This is a genomic window from Chitinophagaceae bacterium, from assembly GCA_007695095.1.
Classification (GTDB): Bacteria; Bacteroidota; Bacteroidia; order Chitinophagales; family REEL01; genus REEL01.
Genome location: REEL01000088.1, coordinates 1 through 22,399, shown reverse-complemented (window position 1 = coordinate 22,399; position 22,399 = coordinate 1). Strand labels below are relative to the sequence as shown.

Here is a 22,399-nt window from a genome sequence, read left to right as displayed (position 1 = left end):
ACGCAAAGGGTAAGACTATATTTAAATGAAATAAAATCTTTAACTTTGAAATGTAAAAATGGGTAATTTTTTTGACTCAAAATACTTTATTATCAAGCTCAAAATTGTGAAAAAGCTATTTTTTTTAATAGTTATTTCTGCTATTTTATTGTCTTTTCCCAGCAAAAGTACAAAAGCAGAACATCAAAACGGCTATAAACTGAGAACTGTTGTGATAGATCCCGGTCATGGTGGTCGTGATCCGGGTGCAATCGGTGTTGGCGGCATAAAAGAAAAAGACGTAGCATTGGCTGTAGCTTTGAAATTAGGCAGTTATATAAACCAATATTTACCGGATGTAAAAGTTTTATATACCAGGGAAACTGATAAATTTGTTGCTTTACACGAAAGGGCGAATATAGCAAACAAAGCAAATGCTGATTTATTTATTTCCATTCATGCAAATGCTACGAACAGCAGGTCAGCCAATGGAACTGAAACTTTTGTTTTGGGTTTACACAGGTCAGCACAGAACTTAGAAGTTGCCAAAAGAGAGAACAGTGTAATTTTATTGGAAGATAATTATGTGGAGCGTTACGATGGATTTGACCCCACTTCTCCGGAGGGCCATATTATTTTTTCATTATTTCAGGATGCCTATTTAGAGCAAAGTATTCATTTTGCTTCCAAAGTTGAGGATCAGTTTGAAAACAGAGCACTCAGAAGGTCGAGAGGCGTTAAACAAGCCGGATTTTTAGTACTTTATCAGACAACTATGCCTAGTGTGTTGGTGGAGTTAGGTTTTTTAACAAATCCTGCTGAAGCCAGATATTTAGGTTCCGAAGAAGGCCAAAGTTTTTTAGCCTCTGCTCTTTTCAGAGCTTTTCGGGAATATAAGGAGGAAATTGAAGCCAGAGGAAGTCATCGTTATTTGGCAGATCGTTCTGTACCGATTCCGGAAGATATTATTCAAAATGAAGTTACTCAGGAAGATAATCCAAGTTCAGCATTAGCTTTTAAGGTTCAAATTTATGCTACTCAAAACATGTCAGACAAGGATAATGCTAAATTTCAGAATCTTCAAAAATTTCATGTTGAAAGAGCCGGTGATTTTTACCGCTTTGTCGTAGGCCCTTTTAATCAGAGAGAAGAGGCTTCTACTCATCATAAGGAGCTGATAAATAATGGGTTCGGAGACGCCTTTCTAGTCCCGTATTATAATGGAGAACGTATTAGCTGGCAGGAAGCAGCAAAATACGAATAAGCAAGTTAAGCATTTTAAAAAAGTTTTAGAATCATAACACCATTATTTTTTATCTTTGTAAAAAAATATAACATTGAAGTTTTCTAAAGAAATAAAAGTCGGTCTTTTACTCATATTCAGCTTAGTAGTCCTAATAATTGGATTCAATTTCTTAAAAGGTAAAAATCTGTTTGTAAAAGAAGATAGATATTTCGCCGTTTATGAAAAAATTGATGGTTTAAAAACATCGGACATTATTGTTTTAAACGGATTCCGAATTGGTCGTGTTGAAAATATTGATTTAATGGGTGACGGATCATCCAGAATTTTAGTTTCATTTTTAGTCAGACCAAATCTTCAGATCCCCAGAAGAACTGTTGCAAAAATTACCAGTACTGACTTATTGGGTACCAAATCTATTACACTTGAATTTTCTGATTCTCCCAATTTCTATACTCCCGGAGATACTTTAATTGCTGATATTCAAGGTGATTTAGCAGATGAAGTTAGAAGAGAAATATTACCGGTAAAAAACAGGGCTGAGGAATTATTAGGTTCTATAGATTCTTTATTTATTACTGCAAAATCTATCTTAGACGATGGTCAGATAGTGGGAGCTTTGCAGCAGTTTGAAAATGCTATCGGCAATTTGGCAAAAACTGCCGGCAGAATTGATACTTTGGTTGAAGATGAAAGTAATAATATAGCTATAATCTTAGATAATATCAAAAGTATAAGTACAAACCTTGAGCAGCAAAATCACGAATTAGCGAGATTCATTCAAAATATGGCTGATATAAGTGACAGTCTTTCAACTTCAAATCTTAAACAGTTGATAGCTAATGCAGAAGCTACCTTTGAAGAAATAAACAGAACACTTGTTAAGATGAACGAAGGAGATGGTTCAATTGCCATGTTATTGAATGATCCGGAACTTTATGAAAACTTAAATAACGCTTCCGAAAATCTGGATTTATTGATTAAAGATTTGAAAGATAATCCACAGCGATATGTTCGCTTTTCAATATTTGGCAGGCCTTAGTTACTCATGAAACCTTAGCTCTAGTTAGCTATATTTAACTTTCCATAAGCTTTTTGCTTATTCTCGGTAGATGTAATCACCCAAACATATATCCCCGTAGGTGGAATTTTTTCTAAAACAATCTTTGATTGATGCTGATAGGTATATTTTTCAAAAATCAAACTCCCGCGGGTGGAATATAGCCGGAAAATTAGATTTTGATTTTTAAACTTCTGCGGTTTTACTAAGTAAAAAGTGTTTTGACTTAAAGGGTTTGGATATACCTGAAATATTAGAGTTTGCAACTCTGTACCGGTGGATACGGTTGTTGTATCTTCCGGTATTTGATGATTAAAATTCACCCAATACTTTTCTAAGGTATCGTAGCCGCAAGCATTTTCAGTAAAATGTTTAATCGAAAAAAGTCCGGATTCATTGAGTATAAATTTGGCAGTGTCATTAATAAAGTACAGAAAAGTATCTAAATGTTCAAAATACAGATACTCATGTATAGTATAGTTTGATTGTGATATTACATATACTATCTCGTATTCCTCAATAATTTCAATACCTGAAACAGGAAGCGGATTTATTTGTACATCAAAAGCAGGTGAAGGATTGCCGGTAACATCTATTTCATTTTTTGCTTTTACTTTTAAGGAGCCGTTTCCTGGCTGTGTCCACAAAACTTTAACTATATTACTATCGGGGTTTGATGTTATGATTCCACCCTGAATATCCCAGCAATATTTCCAGTCAGGATTTCCCTGAGCGACAATATATGTAACGGTATCGCTTTCACAAACTAAAGTATCTCCGATAATATGTCCGCTTTCAAATTTCAGTAATTGATATAGAAAGTTTTTACCCTGATTAAACACCGGCTCCCAATATTGATTAGGAAATGTTACAATCCCATCCGGTAAACCGTAAAAAGTATGGTCAGCCCCAACATAAGGATAGAACTCATGGTAAATATTGATTTTATCGGCACGATCATTTATCGGCAAGGCTCCGTATAAATAGGGGAAATTATACCCAACGGTAAATGGGACTCCCTGATCAAAAGGCACAATCGGGTCATCAGTGCCATGAATTGTAAGTAAAGCAGTTTGTTGCCCATACTCCATCCAGCTGGTGTCACCAATGGCCCCCCAAAGATTTATAACACCTTTTATAAAGACATCATGCTGATAGGAATTACCGGAACAGTCTAGACAACCCAGGTCAGGCCTCAGTAATAATGTATTAGCGTAAGTGGATGGCGGCCTTTTCCACTCTTTATCTAAAAAAGCAGTATGCAAAGATGTGATTGCTCCGGCAGAGTTACCGCCTAAAAATATACGTGTAGTATCGATATTGTATATATCAGCGTATTCCTTAAAATATCGCACAGCAGCTCTTGCATCTTGTACTGCTCTGTAAACAGCTCTTTCTGCACTTGTAGCACTACTTACATTTAAACCTATTCTGTAGTTTACAGCAGCGCATACATAACCCAGACGTGATAAGCTATCACACCAGGTTTGCATATCAGCATGGCTTTTATCTCCAATCACAAATGCTCCTCCAAAGAAGAATAACACCAATGGCCTGTATGCAAGGGTATCTCCTGCCGGAGAAAAAATGTCCATTCTTAAGTTCTGGTTAATTCCAAGGTAATTTACCGCTTGTCCGTATACAACATTTTGCTGAACTGTGACATTATCAAAAGTCTCTTCAATATAGCGATAGCTTTCACATGCTTTAGCAGGTAAAAACAGAGAAGCGGAAAGCATAAAAAAGAGACAGTAAAGAATGAATTTTCTCATTGATAATGCTAACTAAGTGTTTTTGATTAAAGTAAATATACTAAAATCTTCGAAAATGCCAATCAAAGTATGCTTTCTTTCTGTTTAGTGATGAGTGTAGCAAATCTGTAAAGATTAAATTTTGGAAATATGAAGCCGGCATTCTTAACATGAATGCTATTAGGTTTGATTTTTACTACAAAAAAAGGCTGTACTCAATAATGAGCACAGCCTTTTTTTGTTTTTTAAAACGGGAATTAAACTTTACAGCTTAGCAATACGTATCGAAAGCTGCTTTTAAATTTTCGGCAATCATTTCAGCCGGTTTTCCCTCAATTTGCAATCTTTCAATGAAATGCACGAGTTTTCCGTCCTTGAACAATGCCATAGAAGGCGAAGAAGGTGGATAAGGGGCGGTAAATTCTCTTACTTTAGCAACTGCTTCCTTATCAACTCCTGCAAAAACAGTGACTGTATTATCAGGTTTTTTAGAGTTGTTTACAGCAATCTTTGCTGCAGGTCTTGCATTAGCTGCAGCGCAACCACATACAGAATTTACTACGACAAAAACGGTTCCTTCTTTTTTATTTAAAAGAGCTTCTACTTCTTCAGCATTGGTGAGCTCTTGAAAACCTGCTATGGTGAGGTCTTCTTTCATTGGGGCAACTAAGTAATCCGGGTACATATTATTTTATTTTAAAGTTAAAAATTGTGAAAGTGTAATTTATAAAAAGCCAAGTTCTAATTTGGCTGCTTCAGTCATCATATCCTGATCCCAGGTTGGGTCAAATGTTAATTCAAGATCAACAGAGTTAACACCGGGAACAGTTTTAATTTTATCTTTAACTTCCTGTGGCAGTGATTCTGCTACCGGGCAGTTAGGTGACGTTAATGTCATCACAAGGTGAACATTATTCGCCGGATCTACATTTACTTCATAAATCAAACCCAGGTCGTATATATTTACCGGTATTTCAGGGTCGTAGATGGTTTTGATAATTTCAATTATATCATTTTTAATTTCTGCAAATGATCTGTCGGGCATATTTTCTTTTTCCATGATCTTTATTTTTTGTTATTTAGTGCTATTGCATAAAATTTTATTTGCTTAATCATTGCATTTAATCCATTTGAGCGCTGAGAACTCAAGTGAGCTCTTAAATCTATTTCATCAATAAAACGCAAATCGGTATTCAGAATTTCATCGGCTTTTCTTCCGGATAGAACTCTTATTAGTAATGCAATTATTCCTTTTGTTATAACCGTGTCGCTATCAGCTTTATAATGTATGGTGCTATTTTCAGTGCCGGCCCACAGCCAAACTTTTGACTGACAACCCTTAACAATGTTTTCTTCCGTTTTCAGATGTTCATCTAATGGGGGTAAGGCTTTACCTAAATCAATGATATACTCATATTTGTCCATTGGGTTATCAAACATCGAGAACTCTTCAATGATTTCATCCTGTACTTTTTCTATATCTATAGTTTCTTGCTCCATTATCGTAACATTTTAACGGCTTTTTCAACACCTTTTACAAAACGATCTGCATCTTCTTCTGAATTATAAAAAGAAAAAGAAGCCCTGCAAGTTCCCTCAATTTCAAATCTTTGCATTAATGGTTGGCAACAATGATGTCCGGTACGAATAGCAATGCCCAGATTATCGAGCAATACCCCAATATCATAATGATGTATTCCGCTTACATTAAAGGCTATGACTCCGTATCTTTTTTGGGTACCTCCGTAGATATGCAAACCATCAATTTTCTTTAACCCATTATCAGCATATTCTACTAAGTTCGTCTCCTGCTCAGAGATAAAATCCCAACCAATCTGTTCTATATACTCCAGGGCACTTTTAAAGGCAATTCCACCTGCTATATTTGGGGTTCCTGCTTCAAACTTAAAGGGAAGTTCATTATAAGTAGTTTTTTCAAAACTTACGGTTTTTATCATTTCTCCACCGGATTGATAAGGCAACATGGCTTCTAAATGCTTCCTTTTACCGTATAGCACACCTATGCCGGTTGGTCCCAGTAATTTATGTCCTGAAAAAGCTAAAAAGTCACAATCCAGTTTTTGAACATCAACGGGAAAGTGAGTTACTGCCTGAGCAGCATCTAAAAATACAACTGCATTTTTTTGTTTTCTGGCTAAAGAAATAATTTCTTCTACCGGGTTTTTTAAGCCTAAAGCATTGGAAACATAAACTAAAGAAATGATTTTCGTCTTATCTGTGATTATTGACTCCGCAGCCTTTAAATCTAAAACCCCTTCATCATCTATCGGTATTATTTTGAGTACGGCACCTTTCTCTTCACACAAAATTTGCCAGGGAACAATATTTGAGTGGTGCTCAAGAGCACTTATTACTATTTCATCACCTTGCTTTACAAATTTTCTGCCGTAAGAATATGCAACCAGGTTTATAGCTTCAGTTGTTCCTTTAGTGAAATTAATCTCTTCACTTTCAGCAGCATTGATAAATTTTTGAATACTTAACCTGCTCGCTTCATACTGATTTGTAGCAACCTGACTTAAATGATGTACTCCCCGGTGAATATTACTATTTGTTTCTGAGTAATACGTTTTTAAAGCATTTATAACTTTTATCGGCTTCTGAGAAGTCGCAGCATTATCAAGATATACTAAGGGTAATCCGTTAACTAACCTGGATAAAATAGGAAAGTCCTTACGTATTTCACTCAAGCGATTTAAGGAAGTCATTTGTTCTATTTTACTCATTTTGGTTCATTTAGATTGGCTGAGAAGCTCAAATTTAATTGTTGAGTTTTTTCTCTGCTAATTCTCCGAGAACTTCTACTAAAGCCTGGTTATTTACCTTTTCAATAGCTTCTTTTGCAAAGGCTAAAGTTAGTATCGTACGAGCTTCATTTTTATTCATACCCCTTGTACGCAAGTAAAATAAAGCATTTTCATCTATTTGACCGGTTGTGGCACCATGGCTGCACTTCACATCATCAGCATAAATTTCTAACTGAGGTTTCGTGTAAATTCCGGCACCTTCAGATAAAAGTAAATTTTTATTATTTTGATAAGCTGCAGTTTTCTGAGCATCTCTTTCAACATAGATTTTTCCATTGAAAACACCCTGCGCTTTATCTTTCAAAATACCTTTAAACAATTGGTCACTAATACAATTTGGAACCATATGTGAAATGAGGATATGATTATCGATCAGAGCGTTATTATCACTTAGAAAAACACCACTCAATGCAGCATATCCGTTTTCGCCATTTAGCTTTACATCAAAGTTGTTTCTGCTGAATGTACCCCCAAGGTTATAACTGAAAGTATGCATACGGCTGTCGCGTCCCAAAGCAAAAAAGTTGGAACTTACCAGTCGAAACTTATCCTGATTCACTTGTAAACGGTCAATTTTTATGTCCGCATTATCAGATATAAAGACTTCATTCAACTCATTGCAAAAGATTTCTTTACCTTCCTCAGAAGCTTTATACAGCCAAATAAGAGATGCTTCTGCGCTTTCCTCGGCATAGATAAAGTTTCTGGAAGTAAAAAAGCTATTGGATTCTTTGCTTTTTCCGTACTCTACTACAAAAAGAGGTTTCTCCAGTCTTACATTTTTTTCAATATGTACAAAAAGGCCATCTTCGAGAAAAGCACTGTTTAATGCAGAAAAGCTTTCTTCTTTCTCATCACTAAGCGTATTAAATCTCTCTTTTAAAACAGGGTTTTTATCAGCCAGTGCCTTTTTTAATGAAAGTATATGTATTCCTTTTACATCCGGAAGATTGGAAATTTCAAAGTCAGGTTTTCCATTTACAAGTACGATATAATAAGCCTCAAGAGACTTTAGGTATTCAGGAATTATATCGCTTAATTGCTCCTGACTGACAGCTTCTTTTTTAAATTTGAAAGAGTGATCCAGAAATTTTCGAACATCTGTATATTTCCACTCTTCATTTTTTAAAGTAGGCAATCCTTTTTCTTTAAATAAATTTAAACCATTATTTCTAATCGAATCTATTTCTTCAGACGCATCTTTTGTTTGAGAAATATGTAAATCTATTTCTTTCAAAAAGTTATCTGTGTTTTTCATATTTTATTTTTTATATAGATGGAACTACTTCTTTCTTAATCCAGTCATAACCTTTTTCTTCAAGTTCTAAAGCCAGACTTTTGTCTCCACTTTTAACAATTCTTCCGTCAAAAAGAACATGTACAAAATCAGGAACAATAAAGTCAAGTAGTCTTTGGTAGTGAGTAATAACCACAAATGCATTGTCTTTAGTGCGAAGTTTATTTACTCCGTTTGCCACAGTTTTTAAAGCATCAATATCTAAACCGCTGTCTGTTTCATCTAATACAGCTAAAGTCGGTTCAAGCATGGCCATCTGAAAGATTTCATTTTTCTTTTTTTCTCCGCCGGAGAAACCTTCATTTAATGACCTTGACATAAACTTTTGGTCAAAATCAACAGACTTCATCTTTTCTTTCATGTATTTCAAAAACTGCATTGCATTCAGTTCATCCTGACCTCTGTACTTTCTTATTTCATTTACAGAAGCTTTCATAAAGTTTGCAATACTTACTCCCGGTATTTCAACAGGATACTGGAAGGCAAGAAAAACGCCTTCTCTGGCTCTTTCTTCCGGTTCCAGTTCAAATAAGTCTTTACCATTAAATTGAATGGTACCACCTTCTACTTCAAATTCTTCTTTTCCTGCTAATACAGATGCAAGCGTACTCTTTCCGGAGCCATTAGGACCCATTATAGCATGAATCTCTCCTTTCTTTACATTTAAATTAAGGCCTTTTAGTATGTCTTTTCCATTAATAGAAGCCTTTAGGTCTTTTATTTCAAGCATTTTTTATTTGTTTTTATTTAGTTTAAAATTATCCGACAGAGCCTTCCAGACTTACAGAAAGCAGTTTTTGTGCCTCAACGGCAAATTCCATCGGTAGTTTGTTGAATACTTCCTTACAGTATCCGTTTATGATTAAGTTCACAGCATCTTCTTCGCTAAGTCCTCTTTGGTTGCAATAAAATAGAATGTCCTCTCCAATTTTGGAGGTAGTTGCTTCATGCTCTACAGATGAAGATGCATTTGAAGACTCAATGTATGGGAAAGTATGAGCTCCACATTTATCACCTATTAGTAGTGAATCACATTGAGAGAAATTATAGGCTTTAGCAGCATTTTTTGAAAAACGCACCAAACCTCTGTAACTATTGTTGCTTTTTCCTGCTGATATACCTTTTGAAACGATACGGCTTTTGGTGTTTTTACCTAAGTGTAACATTTTAGTACCGGTATCAGCTTGCTGATAGTTATTAGTAACAGCAACTGAATAAAATTCACCAATTGAATTATCACCTTTAAGGATTACACTTGGGTATTTCCAGGTTATGGAAGACCCGGTCTCTACCTGAGTCCAGCTTATTTTACTATTGTCGCCCTTGCAGATACCTCTTTTAGTAACAAAATTGTAAATTCCGCCTTTTCCGTTTTTATCACCGGGATACCAGTTTTGAACAGTTGAATATTTAACTTCAGCGTCTTTTTCAGCAATAATCTCTACAACAGCAGCATGTAATTGATTTTCATCTCTCATGGGAGCTGTACAACCTTCCAAATAACTGACATAGCTGCCTTCTTCAGCAACTATCAGCGTTCTTTCAAACTGCCCTGTATTAGCGGCGTTTATTCTGAAATATGTAGACAGTTCCATCGGGCATCTTACTCCTTTGGGGATATAGCAAAAAGAACCATCACTGAAAACAGCTGAATTTAGAGCTGCATAGAAATTGTCTGTTGGAGGGACAACGCTGCCTAAATATTTTTTAATTAAATCAGGGTGCTCTTTAACAGCTTCGCTGAAGCTACAGAAGATAATTCCCAGCTCTGCCAATTTATCTTTAAATGTAGTCGCGACTGAAACACTGTCAACAACGGCATCAACAGCTACACCTGTTAATCTTTTTTGCTCTTGCAGACTAATCCCTAATTTTTCGAAAGTTTTTAGTAATTCAGGATCTACCTCATCTAAGCTTTCCAATTTTTTCTTAGGCTTAGGTGCTGAGTAATAAATCATATTTTGAAAGTCAATGTCAGGGTAGCTCACTTTAGGCCACTTTGGCTCTGTCATTTTTTGCCAATTTCTGTAGGCTTTCAAACGCCAGTTTAGCAACCATTCCGGTTCGTTTTTTTTCATTGAAATTAAACGAACAGTATCCTCGTTTAATCCAATTGGAGCGTCGTCAGAATCTATATCTGAGACAAATCCGTATTTGTATTCACCACTCGTAAATTCTTCAATTATTTGATCTTGATCTTTTTTTGACATAAATTTTATTTAGATTGTTTCTAATTAGTTAACCTTAAAACATGATTTTTTAGAAAAAGTTTCCCTTAATTCATTTTTTTTTTGAGTATCTTTTCAAATAAAAAAATTAAAGTTTATTCTTGAAATTATTGCAAAGTTAAGTATTATAATGAACTATTATTTCCCATTTTTACTTTTTAATCTGATTGTTAGAAAGTTTTTATTTTCATTGCTCTTTGTCATCTTTACGATTGTATTTTTGTTGAAAGAGTGTTTCCTATTTTTTATTTAAACTATTTGTTTTGCCGGGAAAGAATTTAAAATGGTTGTTTTACACGCTTGTTGTATATACAATACTTGCATTCGTTTGGTGGGGATATCTCATCTGGGATAAAAACGATGAAGCATACCATCTGGCTGTAGAAAATGCGAGATTAGAATATTTATTGAGTGGAGAGACCAATACAGACATCTTTTATGAAAGTGAGCAATATAGTCAGTTAAGTTCCCGCCATAAACGTCAGCGATTAATGATTGCCGGAGAGGGAATTGTTTTGTTTGTGTTACTTATACTCGGTATTTGGAGATTGAAAACAACTTTATTCAGAGAGGTAGAGATGGCTCGAAGGCAAAAGAATTTTTTGATGTCTGTAACCCATGAGCTAAAGTCTCCCCTTGCTTCTATTAAGTTAGGTTTGGAGACCCTTTCAAGACTAATAAAAGGAGAAGAAAAAGAACAAAAGCTAATCCAATCAAATTTAAAAGAATCGGATCGTTTAGCTTCCTTGATAGACAATATATTATTAACGGCCAGATTAGATAATAAAGCTTTCAACCCTGAAATTGAAAAGGTGGAAATTAACAGTTTGTTTAAGCAGATAGTTACTAATTTAAGTGAACAGTACCGTTACAGTCATGATGTTGAGCTGAGTGCCGATTCCGTTTTGGTTTTTTATACAGATAAGCAAATTTTGATATCTGTAGTAACGAATATTTTGGAAAATGCCCATAAATATGCAGATAAAGGTTCGGAGATTTTGCTAAAAGTTTTTCAAAAAAACGAGGCACTTCATATTGAAATTAGTGACAGGGGACAGGGGATTCCTGATGTAGAAAAGAAAAAGATTTTCGAAAAGTTTTACAGAGTTGGAAATGAAAATACGCGAAAGGCGAAAGGTACAGGATTAGGCTTATTCCTCGTAAAGGAAATGCTGAAACTTTTAAACGGACAAATAAAAGTGGAAGATAATTCTGAGGGAGGTACAACTTTTAAAGTGGTTATACCGGGGAAATTTGCTAATATAGCAGATTCTAATAAAGAAGAGTTAAAAAATAAACAGTTAGACTATGAAGCCCAGAATTCTAATAGTAGAGGATGAAGAAAGTATTTTAGAAGCACTGCGTATAAATCTGGAAATGGAAGGTTATGAAGTGATTACGGCAACTAATGGTGCTAAGGGGCTTTCTATAATTAAAAACCAGCATTTTAACCTGATAATACTTGATATAATGTTACCGGATATGGATGGTATTCAATTGTGTGAACAGATAAGACTGGAACGCTCGGAAGTACCGGTTTTGTTTTTAACAGCAAAAGATACCGGGCAGGATAAAATAGAAGGCCTCAAAGCCGGAGCCGATGATTATCTCACTAAGCCCTTTAATTTAGAAGAGTTTTTACTTCGGGTAAAAGTATTGGTAAAACACAGCCTGAAAGGGACGGAAGAAGAAAAAGTGCTTAATGTTTACACTTTTGGTTCTAATAAAATAGATTTTCAAACCTATTTGGCAACTAGCAGACAAGGTGAAATACAACTGACAAATAAAGAAGCAAAACTACTTAAATTATTAATAGAAAAGGAAGGATCTGTGGTATCCAGACAGCAGATTCTGCAAAGTGTTTGGGGATATGACATCTACCCTTCAACCCGCACTATAGATAATTTTGTCTTGGCTTTTCGAAAATATTTTGAACAAGACCCTAAAAATCCACGTTACTTCCATTCAATAAGAGGAATAGGGTACAAATTTGAAAATCCTCATAAAAAGTAAAAATGAGAAAAGAAAAAACAGTCGTTTTAATAGTAAATCTTGGTACACCGGATTCCCCTTCTCGTTGGGATGTTTATACTTACCTTAGAGAATTTTTATCTGACCCCAGGGTTATAGATGTTAATCCGATATTGAGGTTTTTACTGGTAAATGGTGTTATCGCTCCCTTTCGTTCCAAGGAGTCTTCCAAAGTATATAAGGAGGTATGGACAGATGAGGGTTCCCCTTTATTATTGTATAGTGAAAGCTTTACATCTAAATTGAAAAAGGAATTAGGTGAAGAAATCCATGTTGAGTTAGCTATGCGTTATAAGAACCCTTCACTAACAAAGAAACTATTGAAAATAAGGGAAATGAAAGCTGACAGAATACTTGTAGTGCCTATGTTTCCGCAATATGCCTCCGCAACAACCGGATCTATACACGATAAAGTCATGGAAGTAGTGAGTACCTGGGAGACTATTCCGGAAGTTAATTTTATAAATAATTTTTACAGTGAGCCTTCTTTTATAAACAGTTTTGTGAATATTGGCCGAAAGTATAATCCGGAAAATTACGAACATATTTTATTTAGTTATCACGGTCTGCCTCAAAGGCATTTGGTAAAATCCGATCCGGGAAATCATTGCCTGAAAAAGGAAAACTGCTGTGGGAGCATCTGTGATGATAATCACTTTTGTTATAGTGCACAATGTTATGAAACGACCCGATTGTTAACCGAAGAATTGAGCATTCCAAAGGAAAAATATTCTATTTGTTTTCAGTCTCGATTGGGAAAAGACCCCTGGACACAGCCTTACACTTCAGATGTGATAGAGGAATTAGCTGAAAAGGGAGTGAAAAGAGTTTTGGTCTTTTGTCCGGCATTTGTTACAGATTGCTTAGAAACAACTATTGAAATCGGCGAGGAATATAATGAAGAGTTTGTCGAAAAAGGTGGTGAAAAACTTGAACTGGTTCATAGTTTAAATGATGAAGATTTTTGGGTGGAAGGATTTGCAAAATATTTGCAGAGCTATCTGAATGCAGGAAACCCGATAAGTAAAATAACCGGAAGCCCTTCAGTATAATTCTGAGATTATAACATTAAAAATAGTTGAACAATATAGAAAATATATAGAATTAACAGCAGAGCACCTTCCCAGCGACTTATCAGTTTATCCTGTATCATAAAAAAGAAAAGAAGGGTTGCCGCTATCATAAGCGGTAAACTGAAAGTCAAAATAGTCTCAGGGATAATAATGGCTCCAAACAATCCCGGAATACCCATTACAGCGAAGGTATTGAAAATGTTTGAGCCTACAATATTCCCAATGGCCATTTCAGGATTTCCTCTAAAAATTGCCACCATGCATACGATTAACTCGGGTAGCGAAGTTCCTAAAGCTACAAAAGTAAGTGCAATAAACTCACCACCAATATTATAAATTTCAGAGAGCTTTATAATTGATTGGATATTGAAATCGGCACTAAAATAGATACCAACTCCGCTTATTATTAGGAGTGCATATTGTTTCCAGTTGTTGGAAAAGGATTTTCTGCTGGCAATTTTTTTTCTTTCCTCAGCACTTAACTCAAGTACTTCTGCCACATTTCTTTGCGTAATCACATAATGCAGGTAAACTCCCAAGGCAATGATAAAAAATATAGACTCATATAATTGAAAAACTCCATCGTGAAAAGCAAAGGCCAATAAAACAGCAGACCCAACCATTAATGGTAAATCTATTTTAATGATATCGTAATTCAGTTGAATTTTTTTAGAAACCAGCGCTACAAAGCCCAGGACGAAAAAAATATTTGTGATATTTGAGCCGATAACATTACCGATTAAAACTTCCGGAACGTCATTGAACACAGCAATAACACCGCTGACTAATTCCGGCAAGGATGTTCCCAAAGCTAAAATCAATGCCCCTACTACAAAAGGTGACAGACCAAAAGATACGCCTATTTTTTCAGAAGCTTTTACAAATAAATCTGAGGATTTTAGCAATGCAGCCAAGCTGACGACAAAAACAATTATCCAAAAGCCTGCATTTTCCATAAGGGTTTATTTTCTGATTTGTTTTTGCGAATTTTAAATCTAAAATTTCTTTAGCATGTCCGGTAAATTAAACATCTCAGTTTACAATATTTTTTTCATTTAACGAATAAGTGTGAACATCGATTTTTTTATACAGATAAAAGCCTTTTTATACTTTTCTAAATTATCTTATTGAAATTCATTGTGGTATTTATATCAAATGCAATATTAAGCAAAATGCCTAAGATTTTAAATTTTATTAACTTCACATGTCAATTACATTTAACGAGCTTTAGTTTTAAAGGTTATTTCAAACAAAATTTTAATTAAACCATTAATTATTAATGAAAAGTTAGAAATGAATAAGCCGCATCATTTTTTTAAGAATCACTACGGAGAACGAATTATAAATGTTCAGGAATTTGTAGTTTCCTGGATATCTATTCATCCGGAAGGGCAGATTTATGTGGGTACTGATTCTAAAGTGCGCGGTGACATAGTTGTGTATGCTACGGTAATATGTCTATGGGATGTTGGACGGGGAGTGCATGAAATTTTCAAAACAGAAATTATGAAGCGACCGCCTGACTTGTATACCCGATTGTGGACAGAAGTTTCAAAAGCTATTGAAGTAGCTGAAATCCTAAGGGAGATTAAACCCATAAATGTACACATAGATATTAATGCAGACCCGAGATATAATTCAAACAGGCTGTATGATGCCAGTATTGGATTGATAAATTCTCTGGGCTTTATAGCTGCCGGTAAACCTTACTCCTGGGCAGCCACTTCAGGAGCTAACCGGCATTGCAAATAAATGAGTATGGAGAATTTAGAAAAAGGAAAAAAAGGCGAAAAATTGGCCAAAGAATATCTTTTAAACAAGGGCTATTCAATTATAGCTGAAAACTGGCGGAGTGGAAGGTCGGAAATTGATATTATAGCTAAAATTGAAAATACATTAGTTTTTGCTGAAGTAAAAACAAGGTCAACGGATTATTTTGGACATCCGGAGGAAAGTATTGGAAAGCAAAAAAAGAAGATGTTGCAAAGGGGGGCTAATAATTTTTTGGAGGATTATGCATTTGAAGTTGAGGTGCGTTTTGATGTAATATCCATAATAATCACAAATACCCAACGAAAAATTTATCATATAGAAGATGCTTTTTTTATGATAGAGGATGATGAAGGATTTCGCAGTGTAGATTAAGGAAAAGGAATTTAATTTCACCCTTTCCGGGTCTTGTTAAAAATTAGATTTATTGCTATAGTCATGTTAGCCCTTCGGGTTTATGCCGGTAAACCTCTCGTCGGAACGGTTCTCAACCTTCATCAGATGGGTTTAGGAATAAACAAATCAAAAATCTCAAAGAGCTAAAAAACTTATCCCTCCCAACCTTCCCTCCTCATTCTTGTTCAATTGCAGTTATTTTGAATCAACTTTACTGCATATCCATGAAACGCTCTACTGTCTGATTTTTTTTATCTTAGCAAACTTAAATAACTGATTTATGCTGAGAATTGTTTGCTTTGTTTTGTTTTTGGTAGTTTACGGATATAATATGGCTGCTCAACAGCCTCAAAACAAAAATGCAGGGGAAATTCAACTTATGTTGAAAAACCTTAACAACCTTGGCAGTGCACTCCATATCGCTGCTCATCCCGATGATGAAAACACCCGCCTGATTACATGGCTATCTAAAAAACGCAATATCCGCACCGGCTATCTTTCCATTACACGCGGTGATGGCGGGCAAAATATGATAGGCACGGAAATTGGCACCAACCTCGGCATTATCCGCACACAGGAGTTGATTGTTGCCAGAGAAATTGACGGTGGACATCAGTTTTTTACCCGTGCTGTAGATTTCGGATATTCCAAAACACATGAAGAAACTATGCAATTTTGGGACGAAGATAAAGTGCTGGAAGACATGGTTTATATCATCCGAAAATTTCGACCGGATGTATTGATAACACGCTTTCCTCCAAAAAAATATGAATTCCCTACTCACGGCCACCACACTGCTTCATCTGTTCTTGCCGAACAAGCTTTTGAAATGGCAGGAGACTCCGAAGCCTTTCCGGAACAACTGGAATCACTGGAACTATGGTCGCCCAAGAGATTGTACTGGAACACATCACACTGGTTTTATCGCAGGACAGGACAGCGGCTCGACACTACCGGAAAGCTGATTGTTGATTTTGGGGCTTACCTGCCGGAACTGGGGTATTCCTGTTCGGAAATAGCAGCAGTAAGCAGAAGTCAGCATAGAAGTCAGGGTTTTGGTACAGCCCAAAGCAGGGGCATGCAACCTGAATATTTAGAGTTTGTCATGGGTGACTCTGCGTATAATGAATTGTTTGAAGGCATAGATTTGACCTGGGGAAGAGTGCCCGGTGCAGAAAGAGTTGGTGAACTTTTGCATGAAGCAAGTAACAGTTTTGACCCGCAAAATCCGGAGGCGATTTTACCATTATTAGTTAACGCTCATAAAGAATTACAAAAGCACAAGGGAAATTTTTATGCGGATATTAAATTAACGGAATTAGAGGAAGTCATATATGCAGTTGCGGGTTTACATCTGGAAGTTGTGGCCGAAAATTTCTATAGTGTTCGCGGAGGAAAAATCAATGTTGATCTGCATCTGTTGAATCGAAGCGATGCCGATGTACGGGTAGCAGAAATTCAATTTAGTGCCAAAAACAGTTCGTTTGAAAAACCGGATTTACTCAAAAATAATCAACTCGAAACCGTCAAAACAGAGCTGGAAATAGCATCTGATGCACTTGTGAATCAAGCATATTGGTTACGCGAGCAGCAGGATGATATTGGGATGTTTAAACATCCTGACATGGAGTACACAGCTAAAGCAGAAAATGACCCGGCTGTTACAGCTACCGTTACGCTAAATATAGAAGGAGCTTTAATTAATTATACAATTCCTTTGGAATACAAATGGACTGATCGTGTGAAAGGGGAGTTGTATCGTCCGTTTTTCATAGCACCCGATGTCAGCATGAATCTGGCTAATGATGTTTATATTTTCCCAACTATAGATGCAAGAAGAGTAAATATTCAGCTCAGAACCTGGAAAGAAAATCTGAAAGGCACACTCAAATTAGATTTACCTCAAGGCTGGACTTCAGAGCCGGAATCTATTCAAGTGGATATACAAGAAGCCGGCAGAGAGCGAAATTTTAATTTCAATGTCAGGCCTCCGTCAGAAGGAGAAATCGGAAAATTGAGGCCTTTGTTTGTTTCCGGAGGAACTCAATGGAGTATGAGTTTTGAGGATATCCGTTACGACCATATTCCTTATCAAAGCATGTTTGCTGAAGCGGAGGGCAGATTGCTCCGGCTTGAAAGTGCCCATCAGACAAAAAGAGTCGGCTATATCATGGGAGCAGGGGACTTGGTAAACAGAAATCTGGAAGAGGCCGGATATGAAGTTGTAATGCTGGATGAAAATAATTTTGATGCTACTGATTTGTCTCAGTTTCCTGCTATTTTGGTTGGTATCCGGGCTTACAATACCGAGGAGTGGCTTGTACAGAAATATGAGGAACTGATGGATTACATCAGAAAAGGAGGCAACCTGATTGTGCAATATCAGACAACCAGAGGATTGCTGACGGATAAAATCGGTCCTTATCCTTTTGAAATAGACCATGGACGGGTGACAGACCATCAGGCAAAAATGAACATTTTGGAAACCGGGAAAAACCTTACTTCTAAACCTAACAATCTCACAGAAGCTGATTTTGAAGGCTGGGTGCAGGAGCGGGGTTTGTATTTTGCTGAAAACTGGGATGATCGTTACTACACTGTTTTTGAAATGAACGACCCCGGTGAAGAACCGCATCAGGGCAGTCTCATTATCGCTCCTTACGGCGAAGGTCATTTTATGTACACCGGCATTTCTTTTTTCAGGGTAATGCCGGCCGGAGTGCCGGGAATTTTTCGTTTACTCAGTAATATGATAGATTATGGAAGATGATTTCATGGATGACAAAACTCCGCCGGAAAATGATGCTCCGCTATTCGGACGCTGGAAAGGCTGGTATTACGTACTGATTGGCTTTTTGGTATTTCAGATTGTATTGTATTATATCATCACAAGAATGCTCTCATGACGCAGGTTGACTGGATCATCATGTTGGGGACGCTCTTTTTCATTGTCGGATACGGCATTTGGAAAACCCGTGGTCAAAAAAATATAGGTGGTTTTTTAAAAGGGGATAATCAGGACAGATGGTGGGTAATCGGCCTTTCGGTGATGGCTACACAGGCGAGTGCGATTACTTTTCTTTCAACTCCCGGGCAAGGCTATGAAGACGGAATGCGCTTTTTGCAGTTTTATTTTGGCTTGCCTTTAGCGATGATCATTATTGCAGTGGTTTTTATCCCACTATATTACCGCCTCAAAGTATATACGGCTTATGAGTTTTTGGAAAGGCGTTTTGACCGGAAAACACGGGTGTTTACTGCCATGCTTTTTCTTTTGCAACGCGGACTGGCAGCAGGGATCACCATTTACGCACCTGCCATTATACTTTCGCAAATTATAGGCTGGAGTCTTTCTTTTACTGTTATTTTTATAGGTGTTTTAGTGATTTTATATACTGTTACAGGAGGAACTAAGGCGGTTACTCAAACCCATAAACAGCAAATGGCTGTGATTTTTACTGGCATGTTTATCGCTTTTGGCGTTTTAATCTGGCATTTGTCTGAGTATGCCTCATTTGGAGAATCTCTGCAACTTGCCGGTAAAATGGGCCGCATGAACATCATTGACCTGGAATTTGATTTGAGCAATCGTTACAACATTTGGTCCGGCTTAATTGGAGGCCTTTTTTTACAGCTTGCTTACTTTGGAACAGATCAATCTCAAGTGCAACGGTATTTGTCGGGAAGTTCTGTAAAGCAAAGCCGCATGGGTTTGATGTTTAACGGATTGATGAAAATTCCCATGCAGTTTTTTATATTGATTACCGGCGTGTTGGTTTTTGTTTTGTTTCAATTTGAAAAAGAACCTTTGCATTTCAATAATGTCGCATCTACTTATATGGAGCAATCTGCTTCTAAAGAGGAGTGGCAGGCTTTGCAGGGTGAATATCAAATGATGTGGGAAGAAAAGAAATCCCAATCACAGACTATGTTACAATTACTTTCTTCAGGTGATGAAGCAGCAATTAACCAACAACAGGAATTACTTTTGCAAAGTCTTGAAAAAAGAAGTGAATTAAAAAACCGTGCAACGGAAGTTATTGCTGAAACAAACCCGAGTTTGGAAACACGAGATCATGATTATATTTTCATCACTTACATCATGAATTATTTGCCAATTGGTCTTGTGGGCTTGTTACTGGCAGTAATTTTTTCGGCTGCCATGTCCTCGACATCTGCTGAATTGAATGCTTTGGCATCAACTACAACGGTGGATATGTACAAACGGAATTTCAAACAGGAAGGTAGTGAAAAGCATTTTTTGAATGCCTCTAAAATTTTCACACTGATTTTTGGTTTGCTTGCCATTGGTTTTGCCCTGACGGCCTCCCTTTTTGAAAACTTGATACAAGCGGTTAATATTCTCGGTTCACTTTTTTATGGAACAATACTCGGTATTTTTATCGTGGCTTTTTTCATGAGAAAAATTCGCGGACACGCTGTGTTTATTGCAGCCATATTTGCTGAAATTGCCGTTATAACCATCTACCTGCTGCAAAGAGCAGAAATCTTACATATTGAATATCTCTGGCTCAACCTGATTGGTTGTGGATTGGTGATGATTTTTTCTTTTATGCTGCAAGCGGTATTACCGAAAAAACAGTTGCAACAGTAAGTCCAAGATTATAGTTTTAATCCATTAAATCTATAAGGGGAGAGTCATATTAATGCTTTTTTTATCAGCAGTGTTCTTGATTATAGAGATTCATTACAAGGTTAATTAGTTTCTGTTTATTTAATTCAATTAGTTTTTTATTGAAAAATTTGAAAATAATGATTAACATTTAATTATTATTCCACTTTACTACTTCCGGTTCAAAGCAAATTTTACATCATCAGTTAATACTTTTTTAGAGGACTTTGCTTACATTGCCTACATATTTTATTTTTTAAGTATAAATTATAACCATGTATAGTTATTAATTTGTAATTGAAAGTTAGCTAAAGAATTATAATCATTAAAATTATGAATTGATTAATGTTCTATAAGTGTAAATTTAGATATCTTTTGTTAGTAATAAAAGAATATAAAAAATTGATATAAAGCATATAAGATATAGTAATTTATTATGATGTTAATGTTTGTTTATATTACATTTAAGTTATTTGATTAAAATTATTTATTTTTGAGATCAAACTAAATTATCAAATTATGAAAAAAATCTACTTTTTTTTAACAGCTGGTTTATTCCTTATTTTCAGTTTTTTTGATGGCATACAGGCTCAAAATGTGGGTGTCGGAACCTCAACTCCTGCATCTAAGTTATCTGTAGAGGGGGGGCTTTCAATAGGAGCCTCCTATGCTGACACATATGCATCTCCCGTAAATGGTGCAATTATACAAGGTAATCTTGGAGTTGGGCTTCCCTTTCCATTAGCCCGTTTGCATGTTGCTGATAGTAGTGTTTTATTTTCGGGGGTTTTCACGGGGATGGGAAATATTCCTGTTGATGGAGCCGGAACAAGGTTAATGTGGGTTCCGGGGAAAGCTGCTTTCAGAGTCGGTCAAGTTAGTGGTAATCAATGGGATGGCGGTTTTATCGGAGATCATAGTTTTGCATGGGGGTTAGACAACATTGCGGCAGATATTATGACAACAGCTTTTGGTTTGGAGAATATAGCATCTGGTGGTATTTCAACGGCATGGGGTCATGATAATGTAGCCTTTGGTGGACTTTCAACAGTCTTTGGTATAGGTAATCAGGCATATGGTTTACATAGTACAGCCTGGGGATTAGGCAATGAAATTGACGGAATGAATAGTACCGGTTGGGGTCAGAATAATGAAGCAAAAGGAGAAGGTTCAACAGTTTGGGGAAAGAATAATGTTTCGGATGAATTTGCAGAATTTGCTACAAGCTGGGGTATTGGGAATTTGAATAGTGGTCTTGCAAGTACAGTATGGGGTGAAGATAATATTGTTACGGGGATTTATTCAACTGCCTGGGGTAGTGATAATTCAGTAGTTGGCGATCACGGAACTGCCTGGGGTTTAGGTAGTTCCGTAGATGGTGGTGGAGCAACAGCCTGGGGGCAGTCTACAGCAAATGGACTTTTTTCGACAGCCTGGGGGGAATCAGCAGCAACAGGACTATTTTCTACTTCCTGGGGAAACTCATCTGCTTTTGGAGAATATGCTACCTCCTGGGGTGGAGAAGGTGCATTTGCTGTAGGGGACTATTCAACGGCATGGGGTACGAATAATCTTGCAGAAATGAATCATGCTACTGCTTGGGGAACAGAAAATAAAGCAGAAGAAGAATATGCAACTGTTTGGGGTAAGAATAATACGATTGAAGGAATATATGGTACTGCTTGGGGCAATGTAAATGAAGTGTCTGGAGAAAGAGGAACAGCATGGGGGTATCAGACTGAGGCATCCGGTATCAATGCGACGACATGGGGAGACAATACATTAGCATCTGATAGTAATAGTACTGCATTTGGAAAAAATACTTTTGCAATAGGAACTCAATCAACCTCCTGGGGATTAAATAATTTTGCATATGGGACTATATCAAGCGTGTGGGGTTATGAAAATGTCGCATATGGTGGATTATCAACAGTATGGGGGTTATTTAATGAAGCATGGGGTTCAAACGGTACTGTTTGGGGATTAGGCAATGAAATAGATGGGACAAATAGTACAGGTTGGGGAGAGAATAATATAAGCTTAGCTGAAGGAGGTACCGTTTGGGGTAAGTTAAATACTGTTACAGCTGACTCAGAGTATTCTACTGCCT

General features: G+C 36.5%; 19 protein-coding genes. 10 read left to right on the top strand and 9 right to left on the bottom strand.

What is annotated here, in order from left to right:
* Positions 1 to 58: 58 nt before the first annotated feature.
* Together EA412_04835 and EA412_04830 are read left to right on the top strand one after the other, a co-directional pair.
* Positions 59 to 1,243, top strand: coding sequence for an N-acetylmuramoyl-L-alanine amidase (locus tag EA412_04835; GenBank protein TVR80239.1), 1,185 nt, complete (start codon positions 59 to 61; stop codon positions 1,241 to 1,243).
* Between the two features lie 67 nt (positions 1,244 to 1,310).
* On the top strand, positions 1,311 to 2,264 hold the full coding sequence (locus EA412_04830; protein TVR80238.1) for an MCE family protein: 954 nt from the start codon (positions 1,311 to 1,313) through the stop codon (positions 2,262 to 2,264).
* 20 nt (positions 2,265 to 2,284) lie between these two features.
* On the opposite strand, the gene EA412_04825 is transcribed toward EA412_04830, so the two are convergent.
* From EA412_04825 to sufB, 8 genes are all read right to left on the bottom strand, one after another.
* Positions 2,285 to 4,054: a T9SS C-terminal target domain-containing protein gene (locus EA412_04825; protein ID TVR80237.1), complete on the bottom strand. Its 1,770-nt coding sequence runs from the start codon at positions 4,052 to 4,054 to the stop codon at positions 2,285 to 2,287.
* A 250-nt stretch (positions 4,055 to 4,304) separates the two neighbouring features.
* On the bottom strand, positions 4,305 to 4,718 hold the full coding sequence (locus EA412_04820; GenBank protein TVR80236.1) for a BrxA/BrxB family bacilliredoxin: 414 nt from the start codon (positions 4,716 to 4,718) through the stop codon (positions 4,305 to 4,307).
* Positions 4,719 to 4,757: 39 nt separating this feature from the next.
* Positions 4,758 to 5,078, bottom strand: coding sequence for an SUF system Fe-S cluster assembly protein (locus EA412_04815; protein ID TVR80317.1), 321 nt, complete (start codon positions 5,076 to 5,078; stop codon positions 4,758 to 4,760).
* A gap of 20 nt (positions 5,079 to 5,098) precedes the next feature.
* On the bottom strand, positions 5,099 to 5,518 hold the full coding sequence (locus EA412_04810) for a SufE family protein (protein ID TVR80316.1): 420 nt from the start codon (positions 5,516 to 5,518) through the stop codon (positions 5,099 to 5,101).
* Positions 5,519 to 5,532: 14 nt separating this feature from the next.
* Positions 5,533 to 6,762 carry a cysteine desulfurase gene (locus EA412_04805; protein TVR80315.1) on the bottom strand — a complete coding sequence of 410 codons (1,230 nt, stop codon included), beginning with the start codon at positions 6,760 to 6,762 and terminating at the stop codon, positions 5,533 to 5,535.
* Positions 6,763 to 6,814: 52 nt separating this feature from the next.
* Positions 6,815 to 8,119, bottom strand: coding sequence for a Fe-S cluster assembly protein SufD (sufD, locus tag EA412_04800; GenBank protein TVR80235.1), 1,305 nt, complete (start codon positions 8,117 to 8,119; stop codon positions 6,815 to 6,817).
* 10 nt (positions 8,120 to 8,129) lie between these two features.
* A complete protein-coding gene (gene sufC / locus EA412_04795; GenBank protein ID TVR80234.1) occupies positions 8,130 to 8,888 on the bottom strand; it encodes a Fe-S cluster assembly ATPase SufC in 759 nt (252 codons plus the stop codon).
* A 28-nt stretch (positions 8,889 to 8,916) separates the two neighbouring features.
* Complete coding sequence (gene sufB / locus EA412_04790; GenBank protein ID TVR80233.1) at positions 8,917 to 10,368, bottom strand: Fe-S cluster assembly protein SufB; 1,452 nt, start codon at positions 10,366 to 10,368, stop codon at positions 8,917 to 8,919.
* A gap of 281 nt (positions 10,369 to 10,649) precedes the next feature.
* On the opposite strand from sufB, the gene EA412_04785 reads away from it, so the two are divergent.
* The 3 genes from EA412_04785 to EA412_04775 are packed head-to-tail and all read left to right on the top strand — an operon-like array spanning position 10,650 to position 13,469.
* A complete protein-coding gene (locus EA412_04785; GenBank protein ID TVR80232.1) occupies positions 10,650 to 11,726 on the top strand; it encodes a GHKL domain-containing protein in 1,077 nt (358 codons plus the stop codon).
* Positions 11,695 to 12,399: a DNA-binding response regulator gene (locus tag EA412_04780; GenBank protein ID TVR80231.1), complete on the top strand. Its 705-nt coding sequence runs from the start codon at positions 11,695 to 11,697 to the stop codon at positions 12,397 to 12,399. Before EA412_04785 ends, EA412_04780 begins: the two co-directional genes overlap by 32 nt.
* Positions 12,400 to 12,401: 2 nt before the next feature.
* Positions 12,402 to 13,469, top strand: a complete 1,068-nt coding sequence (locus tag EA412_04775) for a ferrochelatase (protein TVR80230.1) — start codon at positions 12,402 to 12,404, stop codon at positions 13,467 to 13,469.
* A gap of 8 nt (positions 13,470 to 13,477) precedes the next feature.
* Here EA412_04775 and EA412_04770 read toward each other — a convergent pair whose 3' ends face one another.
* The gene (locus EA412_04770) at positions 13,478 to 14,446 is read right to left on the bottom strand and encodes a sodium:calcium antiporter (protein TVR80229.1); all 969 of its coding nucleotides are present in this window, start codon (positions 14,444 to 14,446) and stop codon (positions 13,478 to 13,480) included.
* A gap of 337 nt (positions 14,447 to 14,783) precedes the next feature.
* On the opposite strand from EA412_04770, the gene EA412_04765 reads away from it, so the two are divergent.
* The 5 genes from EA412_04765 to EA412_04745 all read left to right on the top strand — a co-directional run.
* On the top strand, positions 14,784 to 15,242 hold the full coding sequence (locus tag EA412_04765) for a hypothetical protein (GenBank protein ID TVR80228.1): 459 nt from the start codon (positions 14,784 to 14,786) through the stop codon (positions 15,240 to 15,242).
* A complete protein-coding gene (locus EA412_04760) occupies positions 15,243 to 15,635 on the top strand; it encodes a YraN family protein (protein TVR80227.1) in 393 nt (130 codons plus the stop codon).
* 301 nt (positions 15,636 to 15,936) lie between these two features.
* Positions 15,937 to 18,426 carry a PIG-L family deacetylase gene (locus EA412_04755; protein TVR80226.1) on the top strand — a complete coding sequence of 830 codons (2,490 nt, stop codon included), beginning with the start codon at positions 15,937 to 15,939 and terminating at the stop codon, positions 18,424 to 18,426.
* Positions 18,427 to 18,558: 132 nt separating this feature from the next.
* Positions 18,559 to 20,271, top strand: coding sequence for a sodium:solute symporter (locus EA412_04750; GenBank protein TVR80225.1), 1,713 nt, complete (start codon positions 18,559 to 18,561; stop codon positions 20,269 to 20,271).
* A gap of 537 nt (positions 20,272 to 20,808) precedes the next feature.
* A partial coding sequence (locus EA412_04745) for a hypothetical protein (GenBank protein ID TVR80224.1) occupies positions 20,809 to 22,399 on the top strand: 1,591 nt, incomplete at its 3' end.

Coding starts and splice junctions, on each gene's coding strand:
- EA412_04780 (TVR80231.1), top strand. CDS start 11,695: ATGAAGCCCAGAATTCTAATAGTAGAGGATGAAGAAAGTATTTTAGAA.
- sufC (TVR80234.1), bottom strand. CDS start 8,888: ATGCTTGAAATAAAAGACCTAAAGGCTTCTATTAATGGAAAAGACATA.
- EA412_04760 (TVR80227.1), top strand. CDS start 15,243: ATGAGTATGGAGAATTTAGAAAAAGGAAAAAAAGGCGAAAAATTGGCC.
- EA412_04835 (TVR80239.1), top strand. CDS start 59: ATGGGTAATTTTTTTGACTCAAAATACTTTATTATCAAGCTCAAAATT.
- EA412_04825 (TVR80237.1), bottom strand. CDS start 4,054: ATGAGAAAATTCATTCTTTACTGTCTCTTTTTTATGCTTTCCGCTTCT.
- EA412_04775 (TVR80230.1), top strand. CDS start 12,402: ATGAGAAAAGAAAAAACAGTCGTTTTAATAGTAAATCTTGGTACACCG.
- EA412_04805 (TVR80315.1), bottom strand. CDS start 6,762: ATGACTTCCTTAAATCGCTTGAGTGAAATACGTAAGGACTTTCCTATT.
- EA412_04765 (TVR80228.1), top strand. CDS start 14,784: ATGAATAAGCCGCATCATTTTTTTAAGAATCACTACGGAGAACGAATT.
- EA412_04770 (TVR80229.1), bottom strand. CDS start 14,446: ATGGAAAATGCAGGCTTTTGGATAATTGTTTTTGTCGTCAGCTTGGCT.
- sufD (TVR80235.1), bottom strand. CDS start 8,119: ATGAAAAACACAGATAACTTTTTGAAAGAAATAGATTTACATATTTCT.
- EA412_04750 (TVR80225.1), top strand. CDS start 18,559: ATGACGCAGGTTGACTGGATCATCATGTTGGGGACGCTCTTTTTCATT.
- EA412_04755 (TVR80226.1), top strand. CDS start 15,937: ATGCTGAGAATTGTTTGCTTTGTTTTGTTTTTGGTAGTTTACGGATAT.
- EA412_04820 (TVR80236.1), bottom strand. CDS start 4,718: ATGTACCCGGATTACTTAGTTGCCCCAATGAAAGAAGACCTCACCATA.
- EA412_04815 (TVR80317.1), bottom strand. CDS start 5,078: ATGCCCGACAGATCATTTGCAGAAATTAAAAATGATATAATTGAAATT.
- sufB (TVR80233.1), bottom strand. CDS start 10,368: ATGTCAAAAAAAGATCAAGATCAAATAATTGAAGAATTTACGAGTGGT.